Origin of the sequence: Thermalbibacter longus (assembly GCF_023806485.1) — a bacterium.
GTDB lineage: Bacteria > Chloroflexota > Chloroflexia > Thermomicrobiales > Thermomicrobiaceae > Thermalbibacter > Thermalbibacter longus.
Map to the genome: position 1 here is coordinate 1 of NZ_JAMSLR010000019.1, position 18,379 is coordinate 18,379.

Below are 18,379 nucleotides of genomic sequence, written 5' to 3' on the forward strand. Positions count from 1 at the left end.
GAGCCGAGCCGTGCTCATGGTCGAGGGGAGTCATCCGGCTACCTGGCCGGTCCACCACTGGCGCTGTCTGAGCGCCGTGCGTTCTCCGAGTCCCACTCTCACTCTCTGCTGGTCTCTCCGGCGGGCGCGTGGCCGAGAGCGGCGTCGAACCACCCCGTCCCATCCCGAACCGGGTCGTGCCCGACGCCAGCGCCGGAGAGTACTGCGCGGGGGACCGCGCGGGAGGCGAGGCCGCTGCGCGCCTGCCCGAGAGACCGGCACTCGCTCGCTTCCTCTCATCGTCGCGGGGTGGAGCAGCGGCAGCTCGTCGGGNCATCCCCCTGGGGCGCTCTTTCATGCCCCAGTTGTCTGCTCGCGCCTGATGTGTACCTTCGTACTATTGAGATTCCCCCTCGGTCCCAATACACTGCCTACGGTACGGCCATGGACGGATCACAGCGTGCTTGTCCGGGTAGGACCGGAGGCACCAGAGCGGGGGCAAGGATGCTGCGTGGGGGACGGGTTTTTATCCTTCTCGGTGTCGTACTCGCAGTGGTCGCAGTTCTGCTCGGTATCGTGGCGCTCAGTCGCCCGAACCGTGAGGCCGCAGAGACACCAGCTCCAGATGAGATGAGGGTACCCGTCGTCGTCGCCGCGCGGGATGTCCCGGCCAACACGGTGATCACCACCGCCGATATCACTGTCACCGAGGTGCCGCAGGAGGAAGTTGCCCCAGGGACGGCACAGCGAGCCGACCAGGTTGTCGGCCTCGTGACGAGTGGCCCCCTGGTCGAAGGCCAGCGCGTACTCATGGCCAACCTTGTCGCGCCGAGCCTGGGCAACGTGGTTCAACCCGGCAAGCGGGCGGTTGCGCTGCCAGTCGACCGGGTCAGCGCGCTCGGCGGGCTGATCCAGCCGAACGACACGATCGACATCATCTACTCGGTGCGGGTCAACCTGACGCGCGTGGTGCCAAGCGAGCCGCTCGAGGTCGTCGATGCCACGCAGGGATACGCGCAGCAAGAGAACCTGCAGCTCCCGCCGTATGGACAGCCTCCAGCAGGGCCGACGTATCCTTTCCCAGGCGAGCCGGGCTCGCGCTTCATCGTCACCGATGAGGGTGGTGGAAATCCGGTCACGAAGCTCGTTCTCCAGAATATCCGGGTGCTCCAGGTGATTGCCGGGAGCGAGCCCGTCACGCCCGCGGCCGAGGGTGCAGCGCCGGCACAGACGAGTGCGGAAACGGGCGAGGCAACCCCCACGCCGGCACCCGACACCGCAGAGCAGGCTGCATCCACCTTGCCGGCTGTTGATCTCCTGATCATCGAAGTCGACCCGCAGCAGGCGGAGATGATAACGTTTATGCTGGATCAGCAGGCTCGTTACCAGGTGGTGCTGCGGTCACGCAGCGACCAGGAGCCGGCTACTACCTCTGGCATAACCTATGACCGGCTCGTGAGCCAGTACGGCCTGCCGGTGCCTGCTACTGTCCGCCTGCCGGGAGGACCACAGTGACGGGTGGCTCGCCTATTCGGGTCTTGATCGTCGACGATGTCCCGGAGAGCCGGGACAACATCGAGCGCCTCCTGCGCTTCGAGCCTGATATCCAGGTCGTCGGCAAGGCCTCGCGCGGCCAGGAGGGCGTGGAGCTCGCTGTCAGGCTGCAGCCAACCGTCGTCCTGATGGACATGACGCTCCCAGACATGGATGGTGTCCAGGCGACGCTGGCGATCACTGCGCAGGCGCCTGGCTCCGCCGTCATCATGCTCTCCGTCCAGAGCGATCCCGAACTGTTACGCCAGGCCATGCTGGCCGGAGCGCGCGAGTTCCTGGTAAAGCCGTTCCGCTTCGAGGAATTGATCGAAGCGGTTCGCCGGGTTGCCCAGCTTGCCAGGCCAGTACAGATGGTTGCAATGACTCCGGTACCGGGCGCGCCCGTCGTCGAAGCCGGTCGACCGGATCGCGACGGCAACGTCATCGCGGTCCTCGGGACGAAGGGCGGAGTAGGACGCACCTTTCTCGCGACGAACCTCGCCATCGCGCTGCGCCAGCGGACCGGCAAGCGAGTCGTGCTCGTCGACACCGACATGGCGTTCGGTGACGTCGCTGTCGTCATGAACGTGACGAAAGCCAAGACCTGGACCGATGTCGCTCAGCTCGGCTCGTCGCTCGACCAGGAAGTGCTGGAGGAGATCCTGACCACGCACTCCAGCGGAGTCCAGCTCCTGCTGGCGCCCTCGATGCCGCAAGAGGCAGAGATGGTCACGGCAGACCACTTTCAGACAGCGATACGCCATCTCCGGCACATGGCCGACTTCATCGTCATCGACACCCGCCCGGGCTTCGACGAGCTGATGCTCGCCGTGATGGACAGCGCTGACTATCTGCTGTATGTCCTCACGATGGAGATGACGGCCATCAAGGATGCCCGCCAGTTCCTGGAGGTGGCCGAACTCTTGGGTTATAGCGACAAGCGACTCATGCTCGTCCTCAATCGGGTCAACTCCTACTCCGGTATCCCGATTGCCGATATCGAGGAGAACTTGAAGCAGGAGCTGGTGGCGCGGATCGCTGATGACCCGGCTCCGGTCCTGCGTAGCATCAACGAGGGGACGCCATTCATCGAAGTGCACGCCGATCATCGCATCAGCGCCGAGATCTCACGACTGGCCGGCGTCGTCGCGGATCAGGAGGCACCGGCTGCGGCGCCGCAGCCCCAAGAGCCGCGCCGGAGCGGGTTGATCTCACGTCTGCGGCTGGGCCGGCGCCCGGCGTGAACGAGGCTTTTTGTCGTGCTCGACCGTATCGTATACTAGGGAGGAAGCGAACTGCGGCCAGTGGCGAACCAGGGATTGGGTGACCGGTAATGCCCGCAGGCGAACCTCGCGGCGGCAATTGCTGCGCGGGTTTGGCCGGGGCTGATGAGGCAGTGGAGGGCAACATATGTCATTGCTTCGACGCCTAGGTACTCCCGCTGATGGACAGGCTGGCTCGTCACCTGCCTCGTCTGAGACTGGTCCGCTCACGCCGTCTACGTCGCGACTCCGCCCCTCCTCGCCGGGCACATCCAGCACATCGGGCCGGCCGGGCGGAGGTGATCTCAGTTCGACGCTCAAGCGACCTGGCTTGAGCGGGTCAGGCGTTGCCACACAGGCGAGCGACTCGTTCATCGACCTCAAGAATCGCATCCAAAACCGGTTGATCGCGGAGCTCGATCCCCGAATGGACTTCAGCAATCCGGACGAGGTTCGCCGCACGGTCGAGGAGACGTTCGCTGCCGTCCTCGAAGCCGAGAGCATCGTGCTGAGCCGGCTCGATCGGATGCGCCTCTTCGAGGCCATCGCGGCCGAGATCCTCGGCTACGGGCCGATCGAGCCACTGCTCAAGGACGATACGATTACAGAGATCATGGTCAACGGGCCGAAGCAGGTGTACATCGAGCGGAACGGCAAGATCGAGAAGACCGACATCACATTCGAGGACGACGATCACGTGATGCGGGTCATCGACCGGATCGTCTCCCCGCTCGGGCGACGCATCGACGAGAGTTCGCCGATGGTGGATGCCCGCTTGCCGGATGGCTCGCGAATAAACGCCGTCATTCCGCCGATCTCGCTGGTTGGGCCGTGTCTGACGATCCGAAAATTCGCCCGCGACCCGCTGACGGTCGAGGACCTGATCCGCTTCGGCACGATGACGCCGGAGATTGCGAACTTCCTGAAGGCGTGCGTCGAGGCCCGGCTCAACATCGTGGTCTCTGGTGGGACGGGTTCCGGGAAGACGACCTTGCTCAACGTGCTCTCCTCGTTCATCCCAGCCGATGAGCGCATCGTCACGATCGAGAACGCGGCTGAGCTGCAGCTTCGACAGGAGCATGTAGTCACGCTGGAGTCACGGCCACCCAACATCGAAGGGCGTGGCGAGGTCACGATTCGTGATCTGGTGATCAACGCCTTGCGGATGCGGCCGGATCGAATCGTCGTCGGTGAGTGCCGTGGCGGGGAGGCGCTGGATATGCTCCAGGCGATGAACACCGGCCACGAAGGCTCGATGACGACCGTTCACTCGAACAGCCCGCGCGACACGCTGCACCGTCTGGAGACGATGGTGCTGATGGCCGGCATGGACTTGCCGGTGCGGGCGATCCGCGAGCAGATCGCCTCGGCGCTCGACCTGATCATCCACACTGCGCGCTTGAAGGACGGTTCGCGGCGGATCGTCGCCATCGCCGAGGTTCAGGGAATGGAAGGCGACGTCATCGTCATGCAAGACGTGTTCACGTTCGAGCAGACCGGGATCGAGAACGGGCGAGTCATCGGGCGGATCAAGCCGACCGGTGTGCGGCCGAAGTTCGTGGAGAAGTTCGAGGCGGCCAACATTTACCTGCCGCCCTCGATCTTCGGCGCGTCGTTCACGCGGGCGTTCTAGGGCACTCGCAGGGGGCTGACCTGTGGATTCAGCATTTCTGTCCGTCTCTCTGCTGATGCTGGCGGCGGCGATCGCGCTGGTGGTGGCCGGGCTGGTAGGACTGCGCGAGCGCCCGGCCAGCCCGGAGTTGGAAGAACGATTGGAGTACTTCGCGGCGCGCGAGCACGCCTCCGAAGAGTTCGCGTCGGCACGCGGCCCGAACGTCGTCGCTCAGCGGATCGACCGCGCGGTCCGAGGTCGCACGTTCAGCGAGATCATCCGGACGAATCTGGCCCGAGCCGACCTGCGGCTGACCGTCGGCGAGTTCTTGTTGCTCCGGCTGGGCAGCACCTTCGGTGGGTTCCTGGTGGGCTTCGTCATAGGCCGTGGTCCTAGCCGGCCACTGCTCGGGATCTTCGTCGGGGTACTCTGCGCGGTGATCGGCTGGTTCATCCCGCACTGGTACGTCCTGATCCGCGCGCGGCGACGGATGAACGCCTTCGTCAATCAGTTGGGCGACACGATTACGCTGATGGCCAATTCGCTGCGCGCCGGCTACAGCTTGCTCCAGACGATGGAGATGGTGGCCCGGGAAGCTCCTTCCCCCATGCGGGAGGAGTTCCGCCGGGTGGTACGGGAGATCGGATTCGGTATCCCGACACAAGAGGCGCTTACTCACTTGTTACGCCGCATTCCGAGCGAGGATCTCGATCTCCTGGTGACCGCGATCAACATCCAGCACGAGGTCGGTGGCAATCTGGCCCAGATTCTCGACGTGATCGGGGAGACCATTCGAGAGCGCGTGCGGATCAAGGGCGAAATCCGCGTCTTGACCGCGCAGCAGAGTTTGTCCGGCTACATCATCTCGGCACTCCCGATCGGCCTCGCTGCCGTCCTCTTCGTGCTGAATCCGGACTATATGTCGACGCTGTTCACGTGGCCCTGGATCTGCATGCCGATCGTGGCGGTCATCTGTATGGTGATCGGGTTCATCGTCATGCGGCGCATCGTGGCGATCGAGGTCTAGCGTGACGGTAGGAACGGTCAGATGAGTTCGAGCTTGATGGCCCTCATGACGATCGCCCTGACGCTGGCCAGCGCGCTCCTGGTCGTAGTCGGCGTGCGCCGAGCTCGGAGAGATGTGGTCATCGAAGAGCGGCTCGCGCAGTTCGGCCATCGTGTGCCAACGCTCGAAGAACTCGAGCTGCAGCAGCCATTTCGAGAGCGTGTGATCTTGCCGATGCTAGAGCGGCTGGCCTCGGTCGCAGGCCGGTTCACGCCGCAGGCCAACCTCCAGCGATTGCAGCAACGGCTCATCGAGGCGGGCTCACCCGGGAACCTTCGCGCCACAACCTTCGTCGGTATTCGCATGCTGGCGGCTCTGCTGCTGGGCGGGCTCTTCCTGATCCTCTTTCTGCCAGCCAGCGTGAGTCCGCTCATGAAGCTCGGGTTTCCAATCCTCACGGGCGCCATCGGGTTCATGCTGCCGAATCTCTGGCTGAGCCGCCGGATCGCCGCCCGAAAGAAGGAGATCACCCGGGCGCTCCCGGACGCGATCGATCTTCTCTCGATCAGCGTCGAGGCCGGCCTGGGCTTCGATCAGGCGCTCACCCGCGTGGTCGAGAAGTGGGACAACGCGCTGACGCGCGAGTTCGGTCGCATGCTCTCCGAGACGCGCATGGGAGTTTCCCGGCGACAGGCGATGCGGGAGCTGGCCGAGCGCGTCAACGTGGACGACTTGAGCGTCTTCATCTCGTCGCTCATCCAGGCCGATCAACTGGGTGTCAGCATCACGCAGGTGCTGCGCGTGCAGTCGCACCAGATGCGACAGCGCCGCCGCCAGCGAGCGGAAGAGCAGGCCCACAAGGCTCCGATCAAGATGCTCTTTCCGATGATCTTCTTGATTTTCCCCGCGCTCTACATCGTCATTCTCGGGCCGGCCATCCCCAGAATTTTCGAGGCCTTCCGCTAGCTCGACACATCGGCTCGATATCGCCCGCGCCCGGGCGCGGCCGCTACGTCCGGCGCGTCGATCTGGATCGACGGGTCATTGAACGAGTGGAAGCGCGTGACCATGTAGTGGCCGATCGCCATCATTTCGTAACGCCGGATCAGGTAGTCGCTGGTTCCTATCCACATGCGATATCGAGCACCTGAGCGAGGATCGAGGAACGACACGACGTAGCAGTCGACTCCGTCGATCGACTCCGTCCCGAGCAGCAGCACATCCCGCGCTCCCTCGGCGAAGCGGTAGTCGGGCCAGCGGAAGGGTTGGGAGCCAGGCCAGGGACTGACTGTCCATGGGCCGTTTCCGACGCGGTCGTACCGCCTGTCGTGTACCGCGATGGTCGTGGTCGATTCACGCCCAGGCGTTTCGACCACGTAGCGAAGGCGATCCGGCGCGCGGTATTCAGAGATGGTCCGCACGACGGGGCCACCGCTCGTGAGCTCGTTGTACTCGATGAGCGAGTCCAGCCGGTTCATGGCTGCGTCGGCGCGCTCGAGAATCACTCGAGCCCCCGGGACTGGCACGGCCAACTCGAATCTCGCCCGCTGCTCCTCGCTCAGGGTGGCGTGCCTCACGAGGAGGTCGATCGACCAGCGGCCGCTGGTCGGCAGGACGATCTGGCCCCGAAAGACAGTGGAGGATCGCTTCAACCGGACAGGGTAGGGGGTCGATCCGGCCTGGGGTACCGGCTGCACTACGACACTGACGTCCGCATCCTCGACATCGCGACCGCCCGGGTCCTGGAGGAGGACCGTGACCTGGTTCGTACCCGGCTGGGCAGGCGCAAGCGTGAGCGTCGCCAGGAATGGCCCGGCGTTGTGGGCGAGCGTTACTTCGGGGACGCTTGGAGTCGTGCTGAGGAACGATGTGAATGACTTCGGCGGGGGCAGCGCCGTGAGAGCTCCCACGCTCGCCAGGAGCAAGACGGCAATGGCTGCCTCGACCGTGGCGAAGCGCCGGCCGCGGGCGACGCCACCATCGTTCGATTCTGGAGCCAGCCAGGTTCCGCGTAGCGACCAGGCACTGGCGGCGCCCAGCGCAACCAACCCCGCGATGAAGGCCCCTTTGATCAACAGTGCCCGCCCGTAACCAGTATCCACAAGCTGGGCCGGGCGCTCGAGGTTCATCCAAAGCTGGTAGGCACCGGTGAGCAAGAGGATATCGAAGGAAGCCATCGCGCCGATCGCGTAGCGCGGCAGCACCCGGCGCAGCAGGCCGGAGATCGCACCGTTCACGTCCGGCTGTTGTACCCTGGCCAGGAGGGGCACGAGAACCAGAAGTCCACCGAGCCAGACGACGGTGGCGAACAAGTGGAGCGCATCAACTGCGACTGAGAGGGGCACCGGCGGAGTCGTGGCAGGGTGGCCGGTCAGGCTGGTAATCACGATGAGCGCGACTAGCACCAGCGCGCTCAGCAGCGGTACGGCACGCGTCCGAGTTTGCCGCAGTTGGAGGTACGAGCACCCGAAATAGACGATACCGAAGAGCAGTAATCGGATGACTGAGAGCCATCCTACTGTCCCACTGAGAATGAAGCGTAGCACCGCCGGATCGAGTGCTGCCGCCGAGCTGCCGCTGAGCGCGAGTGCCTGGACCAGGAGGAACAGGATTGTGCCGGCCAAGCCGAGCAAGGCACCGCGACGAGCGATGGACCAGAGCAGGCGCTCGACCTGGACCGGCGGCGCGTGCCGGTGGAGCAGCACGACAACGAGCGGCCCACCGGCCAAGCAGAGCGCGATCAAGTGGATCCAGCGGGCGAGGGCTTGCCAGTACCAGGCAGCGATACTGGCCACTCCTGTCTCAGGCGGCGGCGCCGAGGGGGAACCGACGCTGAAGGTGTAACTGCCGGCAATGACGTGAGCATCGAGGGAGAGGACTCGCCACACGACCCGATACGTGCCGGTCTCGCTCGCCTGGATGCTGACTCGAATGATGGTCGGATCTCGCTCGTCGGCCTCGGCGGCGCCCTGGTCGACCCGGCGGCCGCTCGGCGAGATCACGGCCACGGCGCCGGCTCCTAGTCTGACAAGCTCCGAAAACCGAACGCGCACCTCGGACGGAGGCTGGGGAACAATCTCTTCGAACCCGGGCTCGGTCTCGACTACCGCTGCGTGAGCCAGAACGGCCCGAGGTACGGCCGCCAGCGCGAGGAGCGCAATGACGCAGCGCACCAGCCATAGCATCGCCTTCTCTCTGCGTCTCATAGTTCGTGGCAACCTAACGCATCGAGCAGATGCATTCTCAGCCTCGACTGGTTCCACCTGGCGCCCGCTACGAGGATAGCCAATCGCGCGCCGGGGACGGCTCGTCACTTTTCTGGCAGCTCGTCCCAGTCCTCATAGTCATACGCGCGTGCCCGCAACCCGGTAACCGAGCGCACGCTGCACTATCGTGAGGATAGCAAGCCGATGACTGCTCGCGCGCCGGGAACTGAGGAGGACGAAGGGCGCATAGAGGCTTGTTTCGTTTGTCCGGAGAACAGGCGAGATACTCGATGCCGTTGGCGCATTTCGTGGTAGGCTACGCCCTAAGAGCGCTAACGGATCGCTCAGTGCCGGCAAGAGCGTGAGGCCGATGCGGGCATGGGTCGAAGAGCCTGGCCAAAGGAGATCCGCCTCATCGATCAGACACGCGGCGTCGTGATCGCCGAGCGCGTACGCGTGGCCAGGTCCGTCGCGCAGCGCTTCCTGGGCCTGATGGGCCGCTCCGGGCTGCAGCCGGGAGAGGGCCTGTTGCTGGATCCGTGCTCCTCGATCCATACGTTCTTCATGCGCTGCCCAATCGATGTGCTCTACGTCGGTCCAGACCACATCGTACGCCGGGTGGACCATGCGATGCGGCCGTGGCGAATCGGTCCCCTGTTCACTGGGGCGGCGTACGTGGTCGAGCTCGCTCCTGGGACGGCGAGGCGGACCGGCGTCGCTGTAGGAGATCGGCTGTGCTGCCAACCCGCTACGGCGGCGAACAGGCCGGAATCAGGCTCATGAGCAGGCAACCTGCTCAAACCTGGTTGGAGCGGACTCTCACTGTACTGGAGACTTTGCTGCTCCCACCGGTTTGCGGGGGCTGTGGTCGCCGGGGCGCGTGGTTCTGCGCTGAGTGCGCCGCGCGCGTTCGTCGTGACACTGTCCCACGCTGCGCCCGGTGCGACGCCCCGGCTGCGGAGCCGGTGTCGCGCTGCAGGCGATGCGCGACCTGGCCTCCAGAACTGCTGATGGTCCGCGCGCCCTTCCTGTTCGAAGGGCCAGTTCGTGCTGCGCTGCACCGGGTGAAGTACCGGGGGGAACACGCGCGAGGTCGCGACCTCGGCCGGCGTCTGGCGGCCTTCGTCCGGGACGACCTTGCGGAGGTCATGCGGCCGGTCGATCTCGTTGTCCCGATCCCGCTCCATCCCTCGCGACTCCGCCAGCGCGGGTTCAACCAGTCCGAGCTACTGGCTGCCGGGGTCGTCGAGCTTCTCGGCTTGCCGATGGTCAAACAACTGGCACGAGTTCGCCCCACCCCGCCGCAGGTGGGACTAGGGCGCGAAGCGCGGCAGCGCAACATCGACGGCGCCTTCGGCTGGTTCGGTCCGTCGCTAGACGGCCAGCTCGTGCTCGTGGTCGACGACGTCGTGACGACAGGCGCGACACTAGGTGAGGCTGCCCGCGCGCTTTCGATGGCGGGCGCGGCTGGTACGATCGGCCTAGCGCTGGCGCGGGAGCCGTGATGCTCCCCCGACGAAGCGTGCCTGCTGGATGCGACGCCGCGCCTCCGCGCGTGCCCAGCCATCGGCCTCGGCGATGTGTTCCAGGGTTAGTGGGCCTCCTGGGGCCTGGTGCCGCTCGAGCACGTCGCGGACGACGCGCGCGATATCGGTGAATCGCAGCTCTCCTCTGAGGAAAGCAGCCACAGCGACTTCGTCGGCGCTGCTGAGCACGGTGGGGTACGTGCTCCCGGCCTGCCCGGCCTCCCGCGCGAGCTGCAGGGCGGGGAATCGCTCGAGATCGGGTGGCGCGAACTCCAGCCTGCTGACTGCTCCCAGATCGAGTGGCTGGCAGGCGGCTGGAAGCCGCTCCGGGTAGACCAGCGCGTACTGGATCGGCAGGCGCATATCGGGGCAGGCGAGCTGGGCCAGCACGCTGCCGTCGCGGAACGTGACCAGCGCGTGGACGATGCTCTGCGGGTGGATGAGAACGTCGATCTGCTCGAAGGGCAGGTCGAAGAGCCAGTGGGCCTCGATAACCTCGAGTCCCTTATTCATCAAGGTAGCGGAGTCGACGGTGATCTTGCTCCCCATCTTCCAGACGGGATGAGCGAGTGCTTCGGCTGCCGTGACCTGTTCGAGGCGCGAGAGCGGCGTGTCGCGAAAGGGTCCGCCCGAGGCGGTGAGCGTCACTCGGGCCAGCTCTTCGCGCCGGTGGGGAACGGACAGGCATTGCCAGATCCCACTGTGCTCGCTGTCGATGGGCCGGATCTGCACCCCGCGGCGTCGAGCTTCGGCCACGATCAGTTCCCCGGCACACACGACGGTCTCCTTGTTCGCCAGGGCGATGGTCTTGCCGGCGGCGATCGCGGCGAGCGTGGGGCGAATCGCCTGGTGTCCCGAAGTCGCAACCACCACGAGGTCGACCTCTGGGGCGGTTGCGGCGGCGATCAAGCCGTCCTCACCGGCAAGGACGGTTCGAGCCTGAACCAGCGCGCGATCCTCGTCTCGAGCGACCGAAACGATCTGCGGCCGGTAGCGGTCGATCTGCTGCTGGAGCAGGACAATGTTGTGGCCGGCGGCGAGCGCGACCACGTCGAAGTGGTCGGGATAGGCGTCCACGACCTCCAGCGTCTGCCGGCCGATCGAACCGGTCGAGCCCAGCACAGCCAGGCGCGTCTTCATAGCCAGTGAACCTCCTCGACCAGTGTAGCAAGTGCGAGCGTGAGGGGGAGGGAGAAGAGGAGCGCGTCGATTCGGTCAACTACGCCGCCGTGTCCAGGGATGAGGTGTCCCATATCCTTGAGACCGGCGGCGCGCTTCATCAACGACTCGGCGAGGTCACCGACCTGGGCTGTCAGGCTGACGACGAGGCCTGCCAACAACGCGAGCCAGAACGGCAGTGGCACGCCGAAAACCGCCGCGCCGAGGCATCCAGTCACCGAGCCGGCCAGGAGACCGGCCAGTGCTCCGGCTCTGGTCTTACCTGGGCTGAGGTGCGGCACGAGCTTGGTATGTCCGAAGCGAGCGCCGAAGAGGTACGCAACAGCGTCCGTTAGCCATGTCACGCTCAGGCCCCAGAGAAACCAGGCGAGACCCAACCCGGTGTCCGCCGAGTTCAGGTACTCGGCGATGCGCTGAAGCCATCCCCGCGACGATGCGCCCTCCAATCCGCGCATCACGCCGGCGGCCCCCAAAGGCAGCGCAAGGTAGAGCACTGCGAGACTCGTCAACGCAGCGCTGGCAAGCGCCTCCTGGTGGCGAGCGCTCGTGAGCGACCACACGAGGGGGAGCATGACGGCGACGCTGACCGCCAGCAAGATCTCGACGGGCGTGCGCCGGAGAGTGATACTGAGCAGGGTCACCAGGAACAGCGCGCCACTCAGGCGGTAGTCGACGCTGTGGCCGGCCCGTCGGAATGCGTGTGCTAGCTCTCTGATCCCGATCAAGCCGATAGTGACCAGCAGAGTGACGAAGGGCCAGCCGCCCAGGAGAGCAGGTACCACCGCGACCAGGACGACGATGACGGCGCTGGCTGATCGACGCCGCAGCACGGGTGCCGGCGGGTCAACGGTCTGAGTCAGACGGTGGCGAGGCGCAGAGGCCACCGAAGCGTCGCTCCCGCTGCTGGTAGTCGGTGATCGCCTGCTCGAGCTCCTCCGGGGTGAAGTCGGGCCAGAGCGTCGGTGTGAAGTAGTACTCGGCGTAGGCAGCCTGCCAGAGCAGGAAGTTGCTGGTACGGAGCTCGCCGGAGGTCCGGATGATCAGGTCGGGCTCCGGCATACCGGCGGTGTAGAGGTATGAGTCGACGAGCTCCTCGGTGACCTGTTCAGGCGGGATGCGATCCTCGATCATGCGGCGGATCGCCTGGATCAGCTCGGCCCGGCCACCGTAGTTGAAGGCGATCGTCAGGACGATGCGATCGTTCTTCTTGGTCAGCTCGATCGCGTCTCGGATCTGCCGCTGTAGCTCCGGGTCCAGCCCCTCGAGGCTTCCGATATGGCGCAGTTGCGCCCCGTTCCGGTGCAACTCGCCCGTCTCGCGCACGATCGCCTCGCTGAGGATCTGCAAAATGCCCTCGACCTCTTCGCGCGGCCGGCGCCAGTTCTCGGTGGAGAAGGCCCACAGCGTGAGGTACTGAATGCCAAGTTCTGCTGCCTTGTAGGTGATACGCCGGATATTCTCCGTTCCGGCTTGGTGCCCCGCAATGCGCGGTAGGCCGCGCCGGGTGGCCCAGCGCCCGTTGCCATCCATGATGATGGCGACGTGTCGCGGCACAGGGCGGCGACTGCTCGCCGGCTGCTCGAGAACCGCTGGCGCTGCACCCGGTGGCGAGTTCGGCTGTTGAGGAAGCATGTCGGGTGACATGTTAGACCTCGAGGATGTCATGCTCCTTCTGCTTCCCGATCTTCTCAGCTTCGACGATATAGCGATTGGTCAGCTCCTGCAGCCGCTCCTCGGCACGCCGCTCGTCGTCCTCGCCGATCTGCTTGTTCCGCAGGAGATCTTTGAGATCGCTGAGTGCATCCCGCCGCACGTTCCGGATGGCGACTTTCGTCTCCTCAACGTGCTCCCGAACGAGCTTGACGAGCGACTTGCGACGTTCCTCGGTGAGCGGGGGAAGCGAAATGCGGATGAGCTGCCCGTCGGTCGAAGGGTTGAGTCCGAGATCTGAGGTGCGGAGTGCCTTCTCGATCGCGCTCACGGCGTTCCGATCCCATGCCTGCACGACCAGCATGCGCGGTTCGGGAGCGCTGATGGTCGCAAGCTGGTTCAGCGGCATGGGAGTGCCGTAGTAGTTCACTTCGAGGTGCTCGATCAAACCAGGCGAAGCTCGTCCGGCGCGGATGCCGGCGAGTTCGTGCCGGAGCAGCTCGAGACTCTTCTTCATCCGCTGTTCGGCATTGTCGAAGATGTTCTCCAGCATGGCTGCTCTCCTCCCGCCCAGCGCACGTCGCCAGACTTGTTCAGAACGCTAGCACACGAGGGTGCCGACCTCCTGGCCGAGCGCGACCTTCTCGATGTTACCCGGCTTCAGCAGGTCGAACACGATCACCGGGAGATCGTTTTCGCGGCAAAGCGCCAGGGCCGATTGATCCATCACCCGAAGATTGCGCTCCAGAGCCTCCTGGTGCGTGATGACCCGGTATCGCTGGGCTTGTGGGTTGAGCCGGGGATCGTCATCGTAGACGCCATCGACGTTGTTCTTCCCCATGAGCAGGACGTCGGCGCCTAGTTCGACAGCGCGCAGGGCCGCCGCAGTGTCGGTGGTGAAGTAGGGGTTGCCGGTACCACCGGCCAGAATGACGATGCGGCCCTTCTCCATATGACGAATAGCGCGCCGGCGGATATACGGTTCGGCTACCTGGTGCATCTCGATTGCCGTCTGGACTCTCGTTTGCATGCCCAGGTGCTCCAGCGCGTCCTGCAGGGCGAGCGCGTTAATGATTGTGGCGAGCATACCCATGTAGTCGGCGGTCGCGCGATCCATCCCTCGGGCACTCGCGGCGAGTCCACGCCAGATGTTACCGCCGCCGACCACAATCGCGATCTGCAGCCCACGCGCGGCCACCCGGGCGATCTCGGCAGCGACGTTGTGCACCACCTCTGGATCGATACCGTACCCCGCGCTGCCCATCAGAGCCTCACCCGACACCTTGAGCAGCACTCGGTGATAGATACGGCGGTGCGCGTTGCAGCCACTCATCGGCTGGAGTCCACCAGGTTTACTCATCGACGCCGAGCTCGAAGCGAGCGAAGCGCCGCACGCGGATATTTTCTCCGAGCCGGGCGATAGCCTCCTTGACGATCTCTTCCACTCTGCGTGACGGGTCCTTAATGAAGGGTTGGGCCAGCAGGACGACTCGCTCGATGTACTTCTCCTGGCTCCCCGCTTCCTGCGCGCCGGCTTCCAGTTCGTCCGCCGGGATCTCGTCGGCCGAAACGTAGCGTGGTGCGGTTGCGGCTACCTGCATTGCCAGATCGTGCACGAGATCCCGGAACTCCTGTGTCCGGGCAACAAAGTCGGTCTCGCAGTTCACCTCGATAAGCGATCCGATTCGACCTGCGCCGTGGATGTAGGCGTCGACTAATCCTTGCGACGTTGCTCGTCCGGCCTTCTTCTCCGCACGGGCGAGACCCTGCTCCCGCAACAGCGAGGCTGCCCGTTCCATGTCGCCGTTAGCAGCTTCGAGCGCGCGCTTGGCGTCCATGACACCGGCGCCGGTTCGCTCGCGGAGCTCCTTAACCATCTGTGCCGTTACGCTCACGTGCTTCCCTCCCGCTCAACCTGTGGCCCTGAGCACGATCTGGCCGGCAGTGAGCTGCCGGCCGAGCCCGAATCCTCGATTTAGAAGGAATGCTTGGGAACCCTGGCGTCGCGCTCTTCCTCGACTTCCTCTTCGATCTCCTCGTCGAACTCCTCTTGAATCCCGACGTACTCTTCGTCGTACAACTCGTATTCAGGGACTGCGCCCTCCTCAGGCGCCAGCGCCTCCTCGGCCATCGTCGACTCGAATTGCGTGCGGCCGGCGATGATCGCATCGGCGATCCGCGAGGTAACAAGCCGGATCGAGCGGATGGCGTCGTCATTGGCCGGGATCACGTAGTCGATCAGATCTGGGTCGCAATTCGTATCCACCATGGCGATGGTGGTGATCCCGAGTCGCTGCGCCTCGCTGACGGCAATAGACTCACGCTTCGGATCGACGATATAGAGCGCGTCCGGGAGCCGATTGAGCCCGCGCAGTCCGCCGAGCACTCGCTGGAGCTTGTCCAGCTCCCGGATCTTGCGCATCTGCTCCTTCTTGGGCAAGTTCTGGAACACTGGGGTGGTCACCTCTTGCTCGAGCTGGACCAGATAGCGGAGGCGCTGGCGGATGGTCACGAAGTTGGTTAGCGTGCCACCCAGCCATCGCTCGGTTACCGAGTACATGCCACACCGCTCGGCTTCGCTGCGGATGGTCTCCTGAGCCTGCTTCTTCGTGCCGACGAAGACGACGATCCCGCCGCGCGAAGCCAGCTCGCGGGCGAATTCCTCGGCCTCCTGGAGGAGTCGCAGAGTCTGGCGAAGGTCGATGATATGGATACCATGCCGCTCGCCGAAGATATAGGGGCGCATCTTGGGGTTCCAGCGCTTCGTCTGGTGCCCGAAGTGCACCCCAGCCTCCAGCAGAGCCTTCAGCGGCAGTTGCTCCGTTTGGTGTTCGGCGATCGACGCCATAGCACGATCCTTTCGACTGGTTGGTGTTCAACACCCGTGCCCTTCATCCTGCGCGAAGACCGCGGATAGCGGCACACCCTGCGCAGTCCAAGCACGTGCTAACTTGCCGGCCACGAGCCGGCATAGCTCAGTATAGCATGCCAATGGCCTTAGCGCCCGGCGAACGAGATTTAGGGGGTTGCCGTCGCGGGCTGCAAGTAGTCGGCGACGACGTACCCGGAAAGGTCACCCGATTCGACCGGCCACCAGACGTACCCTTCGGCAGAGACCGACTCGCCCACTACCGTGAGCTCGGTGCCTTCGGGTAAGGTCTGGACGATCTCAGCCGTGGTGCTGGGAGCTGCGCGCAGATTGACTCCTGCCCCATCGGTATTCGCCACGATGACGGTGGCGCCAGGGCCGATTGTTCCACTGGGCTGCGGGGTCTGAGTGGTCGTACCGGGTGAGACCGTCGTGACGATGATCGGACCGGACGGGGTAGTCGCAGGCGTGGCGGTCGGCCCGGTGATCACGGTCGGGAGGCTCCCAGTCTCGGGTGTGGGCTGGTTTGCGGACCGGTCGCCCAGCAAGTTGCTGATCCAAAACCAGGCGAGACCGAGTATGAGAATGACGCCGAGCACTGGCGCCGCGATCCGGATATAGTCTGTCCAGTACCGCTCGTCGGTCTGGTAGGTAAATTGCCGTTCGCTCCCGAACGGGCCTGATCCTGAAGGCCGGCTCGTAAACGGTGGAACGGGCTGGTACTCGTCCTCGGGCTCGGTATCCCGAGATCCGCCCGGTCCGGTGTACTGGTCCATGCGCCCTCCTCGCTCTCTCGCGGTCCGTTGCTGAGCGTCGCCGATCGGTTGCAGCGGAATCACAAGCTTGTGTCGCATCGTCGGGGCGCTGTGGGCGAGCGCTTCTTGCGTTTCGGTTACCGGCGCCCCGGTGAGCTCGTCGGCCGGCTCCCAATAGTTGCCCATCCCGCGGTCGCAGTCCAGGTCGTCCTCGCCGACGAGATGGCTCTGGTGTGGGGCATAGAGGAGCGGGTTCCGGCACCATCCTTTTCGCCAGATGGGGGCCGGCTCGTAGTACTTGCACGTCCCACACTTCCGCTCGGTCATGTCCACCCCTGTGATCGTGCCTGGTATGGCGGGGCGAGCAGCGCCCAGCTCCCTCCGTTACTGCGTATGCAGGGCCGCATCGGGTGCCTGAGGAAGCGATTATAGAGCACACCTTGCGATAACTGCGACGCTCCCTCACCTTCCCGGCCGGCACTCAGTCACCGGGAAGCGGCGACGCCTTCTCCTCGTTGCTCCGGTCATCTCCCCCCTGACGACCGGAACGGCGCGACGGAGCGCGAACAGCCGAGGCGAGCATCGATTGGGTCGCACCGTCGCCGGCGTCCATCTGGAGCTCGCCTTCGCAGCGTCCGCCCTCGTTGACGACCAGGAGCTGAGTCGTGATCGTGCCCTGTACCTGGCCGGTATTGAGGATCGTGAGTTTCCCTCGGCAAGCGATCGAACCCCGGAGTTGTCCTGCGACGGTAATATTCGCCGCTTCCACGGTTGCCTCGACGACGGCGCCCTCGGCGACGTGGACATACCCGTCACAGCGCAGGGTCCCCCGAAGTTCACCCTCGATCCGTACGTCCCGTGTCGTTGTGAACGTCCCGTCGACCGAACTATATCGATCGATCAGGCTCAGACTCTCTGGTGCAGTGGTTTGTGAGCTCATACGGGCCACAGCGGGCGATTCGTAGCTCATGCGCACTCCTCTCGCGTTTCTGCCCGGCGAGAACGATCCGACCTGAAGACGCTGAGCTACTGTGTCGTGGCACCCGGGCGTACCGGCTCGCTACCGCGTTCCATGCGAAGCTGGCCGGAGAGCTTGGCCCCCTCGTGAACCACCAGCGAGGGAGCCTTGACATCACCGATGACCTTGCCAGTGGGAAAGATTTCCAGCCGCCCGTGAGCCTCTACCCGGCCACGTACCGTGCCGTGAATGAGCACGTTCTGTGCGAAGATCTCGGCTTGGACTTCTGCCCCCTCGTCTATGGTGACGTCTTTGGTCGCATGAACTTGCCCTTCAAGTCGGCCCTGGATCGTCACCGATCCCTCGCTCCGCAATGTGCCCTCCCAATGGGCATGCGCTGAGAGGATAGTCACATAGCTATCGGCTGAGGCCGGTACACGGCCGGTCCGTGAGCTCGGCAGCTCGGGTTCTGACGGGGTAGTTCGGCTGCTCGCTGTGCGTGCCGGAGCGAAGGGTGATTCGCTGGGGAGATCGAGCGAGAACGAGGTCTCCGTATTCTCCTCGACCGGTACCGGAGCGGTAGACTCCGGCTCGGACTCCTCGAGCTGCTGCCGCAAGCTCGAGAGCTGGCGATGGAATGACTCGCCACGGTTTTCCCGGCGAAAGATCATGCCCCACCTCCTGTCGCCTAGTCCCTGCCCTGGCCGGTTGCCGCCTGCCGATCTGCCAGCCCCAGGCTCAAGAGGCTGAAGGATACGGCCATTGCGGGTCTAGCGCGGCTTGCTCGTGCTCAGGATCCCCCTTCCCCGGACGTTGCCCGAGGCAACGGCGGCTCGAAACCGGC

At 64.8% G+C, this 18,379-nt stretch carries 18 protein-coding genes and 1 rRNA gene; 8 read left to right on the forward strand and 11 right to left on the reverse strand.

The features are described 5' to 3' along the window. Positions 1-124: 124 nt before the first annotated feature. The 6 genes from rrf to NET02_RS15825 all read left to right on the forward strand — a co-directional run bounded on the left by rrf (position 125) and on the right by NET02_RS15825 (position 6,358). A 5S ribosomal RNA gene (gene rrf / locus NET02_RS15800) occupies positions 125-243 on the forward strand. Positions 244-483: 240 nt separating this feature from the next. After that, positions 484-1,494: a Flp pilus assembly protein CpaB gene (gene cpaB / locus NET02_RS15805; protein ID WP_284058398.1), complete on the forward strand. Its 1,011-nt coding sequence runs from the start codon at positions 484-486 to the stop codon at positions 1,492-1,494. Then, positions 1,491-2,756, forward strand: coding sequence for a CpaE/TadZ family protein (locus tag NET02_RS15810; protein ID WP_284058399.1), 1,266 nt, complete (start codon positions 1,491-1,493; stop codon positions 2,754-2,756). The genes cpaB and NET02_RS15810 overlap by 4 nt, the downstream gene beginning before the upstream one ends. 166 nt (positions 2,757-2,922) lie before the next feature. Further along, positions 2,923-4,407: a TadA family conjugal transfer-associated ATPase gene (locus tag NET02_RS15815; protein ID WP_347711058.1), complete on the forward strand. Its 1,485-nt coding sequence runs from the start codon at positions 2,923-2,925 to the stop codon at positions 4,405-4,407. Between the two features lie 22 nt (positions 4,408-4,429). Next, the gene (locus NET02_RS15820; protein WP_284058401.1) at positions 4,430-5,413 is read left to right on the forward strand and encodes a type II secretion system F family protein; all 984 of its coding nucleotides are present in this window, start codon (positions 4,430-4,432) and stop codon (positions 5,411-5,413) included. A 21-nt stretch (positions 5,414-5,434) separates the two neighbouring features. Continuing rightward, complete coding sequence (locus tag NET02_RS15825) at positions 5,435-6,358, forward strand: type II secretion system F family protein (RefSeq protein WP_284058402.1); 924 nt, start codon at positions 5,435-5,437, stop codon at positions 6,356-6,358. Here NET02_RS15825 and NET02_RS15830 read toward each other — a convergent pair. Continuing rightward, a complete protein-coding gene (locus tag NET02_RS15830) occupies positions 6,355-8,598 on the reverse strand; it encodes a copper resistance protein CopC (protein ID WP_347711059.1) in 2,244 nt (747 codons plus the stop codon). The genes NET02_RS15825 and NET02_RS15830 overlap by 4 nt on opposite strands. A 378-nt stretch (positions 8,599-8,976) precedes the next feature. On the opposite strand from NET02_RS15830, the gene NET02_RS16615 reads away from it, so the two are divergent. Both NET02_RS16615 and NET02_RS15835 read left to right on the forward strand, forming a co-directional pair. Continuing rightward, positions 8,977-9,381 (forward strand): DUF192 domain-containing protein, encoded by a 405-nt coding sequence (locus tag NET02_RS16615; RefSeq protein WP_347711060.1) that lies wholly within the window; start codon positions 8,977-8,979, stop codon positions 9,379-9,381. A 227-nt stretch (positions 9,382-9,608) separates the two neighbouring features. After that, positions 9,609-10,103 carry a ComF family protein gene (locus NET02_RS15835; protein ID WP_284058404.1) on the forward strand — a complete coding sequence of 165 codons (495 nt, stop codon included), beginning with the start codon at positions 9,609-9,611 and terminating at the stop codon, positions 10,101-10,103. Here the strand turns inward: NET02_RS15835 and NET02_RS15840 are convergent. The 10 genes from NET02_RS15840 to NET02_RS15885 all read right to left on the reverse strand — a co-directional run bounded on the left by NET02_RS15840 (position 10,080) and on the right by NET02_RS15885 (position 18,206). Further along, positions 10,080-11,264 carry a 1-deoxy-D-xylulose-5-phosphate reductoisomerase gene (locus NET02_RS15840; RefSeq protein WP_284058405.1) on the reverse strand — a complete coding sequence of 395 codons (1,185 nt, stop codon included), beginning with the start codon at positions 11,262-11,264 and terminating at the stop codon, positions 10,080-10,082. The genes NET02_RS15835 and NET02_RS15840 overlap by 24 nt on opposite strands. Further along, positions 11,261-12,187 carry a phosphatidate cytidylyltransferase gene (locus NET02_RS15845; protein ID WP_284058406.1) on the reverse strand — a complete coding sequence of 309 codons (927 nt, stop codon included), beginning with the start codon at positions 12,185-12,187 and terminating at the stop codon, positions 11,261-11,263. Before NET02_RS15845 ends, NET02_RS15840 begins: the two co-directional genes overlap by 4 nt. Then, a complete protein-coding gene (gene uppS / locus NET02_RS15850) occupies positions 12,147-12,857 on the reverse strand; it encodes an undecaprenyl pyrophosphate synthase (RefSeq protein ID WP_284058407.1) in 711 nt (236 codons plus the stop codon). The genes NET02_RS15845 and uppS overlap by 41 nt, the downstream gene beginning before the upstream one ends. Positions 12,858-12,948: 91 nt before the next feature. Beyond that, positions 12,949-13,506, reverse strand: coding sequence for a ribosome recycling factor (gene frr / locus NET02_RS15855; protein ID WP_284058408.1), 558 nt, complete (start codon positions 13,504-13,506; stop codon positions 12,949-12,951). 48 nt (positions 13,507-13,554) lie between these two features. Beyond that, positions 13,555-14,286, reverse strand: coding sequence for a UMP kinase (gene pyrH / locus NET02_RS15860; RefSeq protein WP_284058409.1), 732 nt, complete (start codon positions 14,284-14,286; stop codon positions 13,555-13,557). Positions 14,287-14,305: 19 nt separating this feature from the next. Beyond that, on the reverse strand, positions 14,306-14,848 hold the full coding sequence (tsf, locus tag NET02_RS15865) for a translation elongation factor Ts (RefSeq protein ID WP_284058410.1): 543 nt from the start codon (positions 14,846-14,848) through the stop codon (positions 14,306-14,308). An 80-nt stretch (positions 14,849-14,928) separates the two neighbouring features. Beyond that, on the reverse strand, positions 14,929-15,801 hold the full coding sequence (rpsB, locus tag NET02_RS15870; RefSeq protein ID WP_284058411.1) for a 30S ribosomal protein S2: 873 nt from the start codon (positions 15,799-15,801) through the stop codon (positions 14,929-14,931). 170 nt (positions 15,802-15,971) lie between these two features. Then, positions 15,972-16,904, reverse strand: a complete 933-nt coding sequence (locus tag NET02_RS15875) for an SH3 domain-containing protein (RefSeq protein WP_284058412.1) — start codon at positions 16,902-16,904, stop codon at positions 15,972-15,974. Between the two features lie 154 nt (positions 16,905-17,058). Further along, on the reverse strand, positions 17,059-17,547 hold the full coding sequence (locus NET02_RS15880) for a bactofilin family protein (protein WP_284058413.1): 489 nt from the start codon (positions 17,545-17,547) through the stop codon (positions 17,059-17,061). Positions 17,548-17,603: 56 nt separating this feature from the next. Continuing rightward, a complete protein-coding gene (locus NET02_RS15885) occupies positions 17,604-18,206 on the reverse strand; it encodes a bactofilin family protein (RefSeq protein WP_284058414.1) in 603 nt (200 codons plus the stop codon). Between the last annotated feature and the right edge of the window lie 173 nt (positions 18,207-18,379).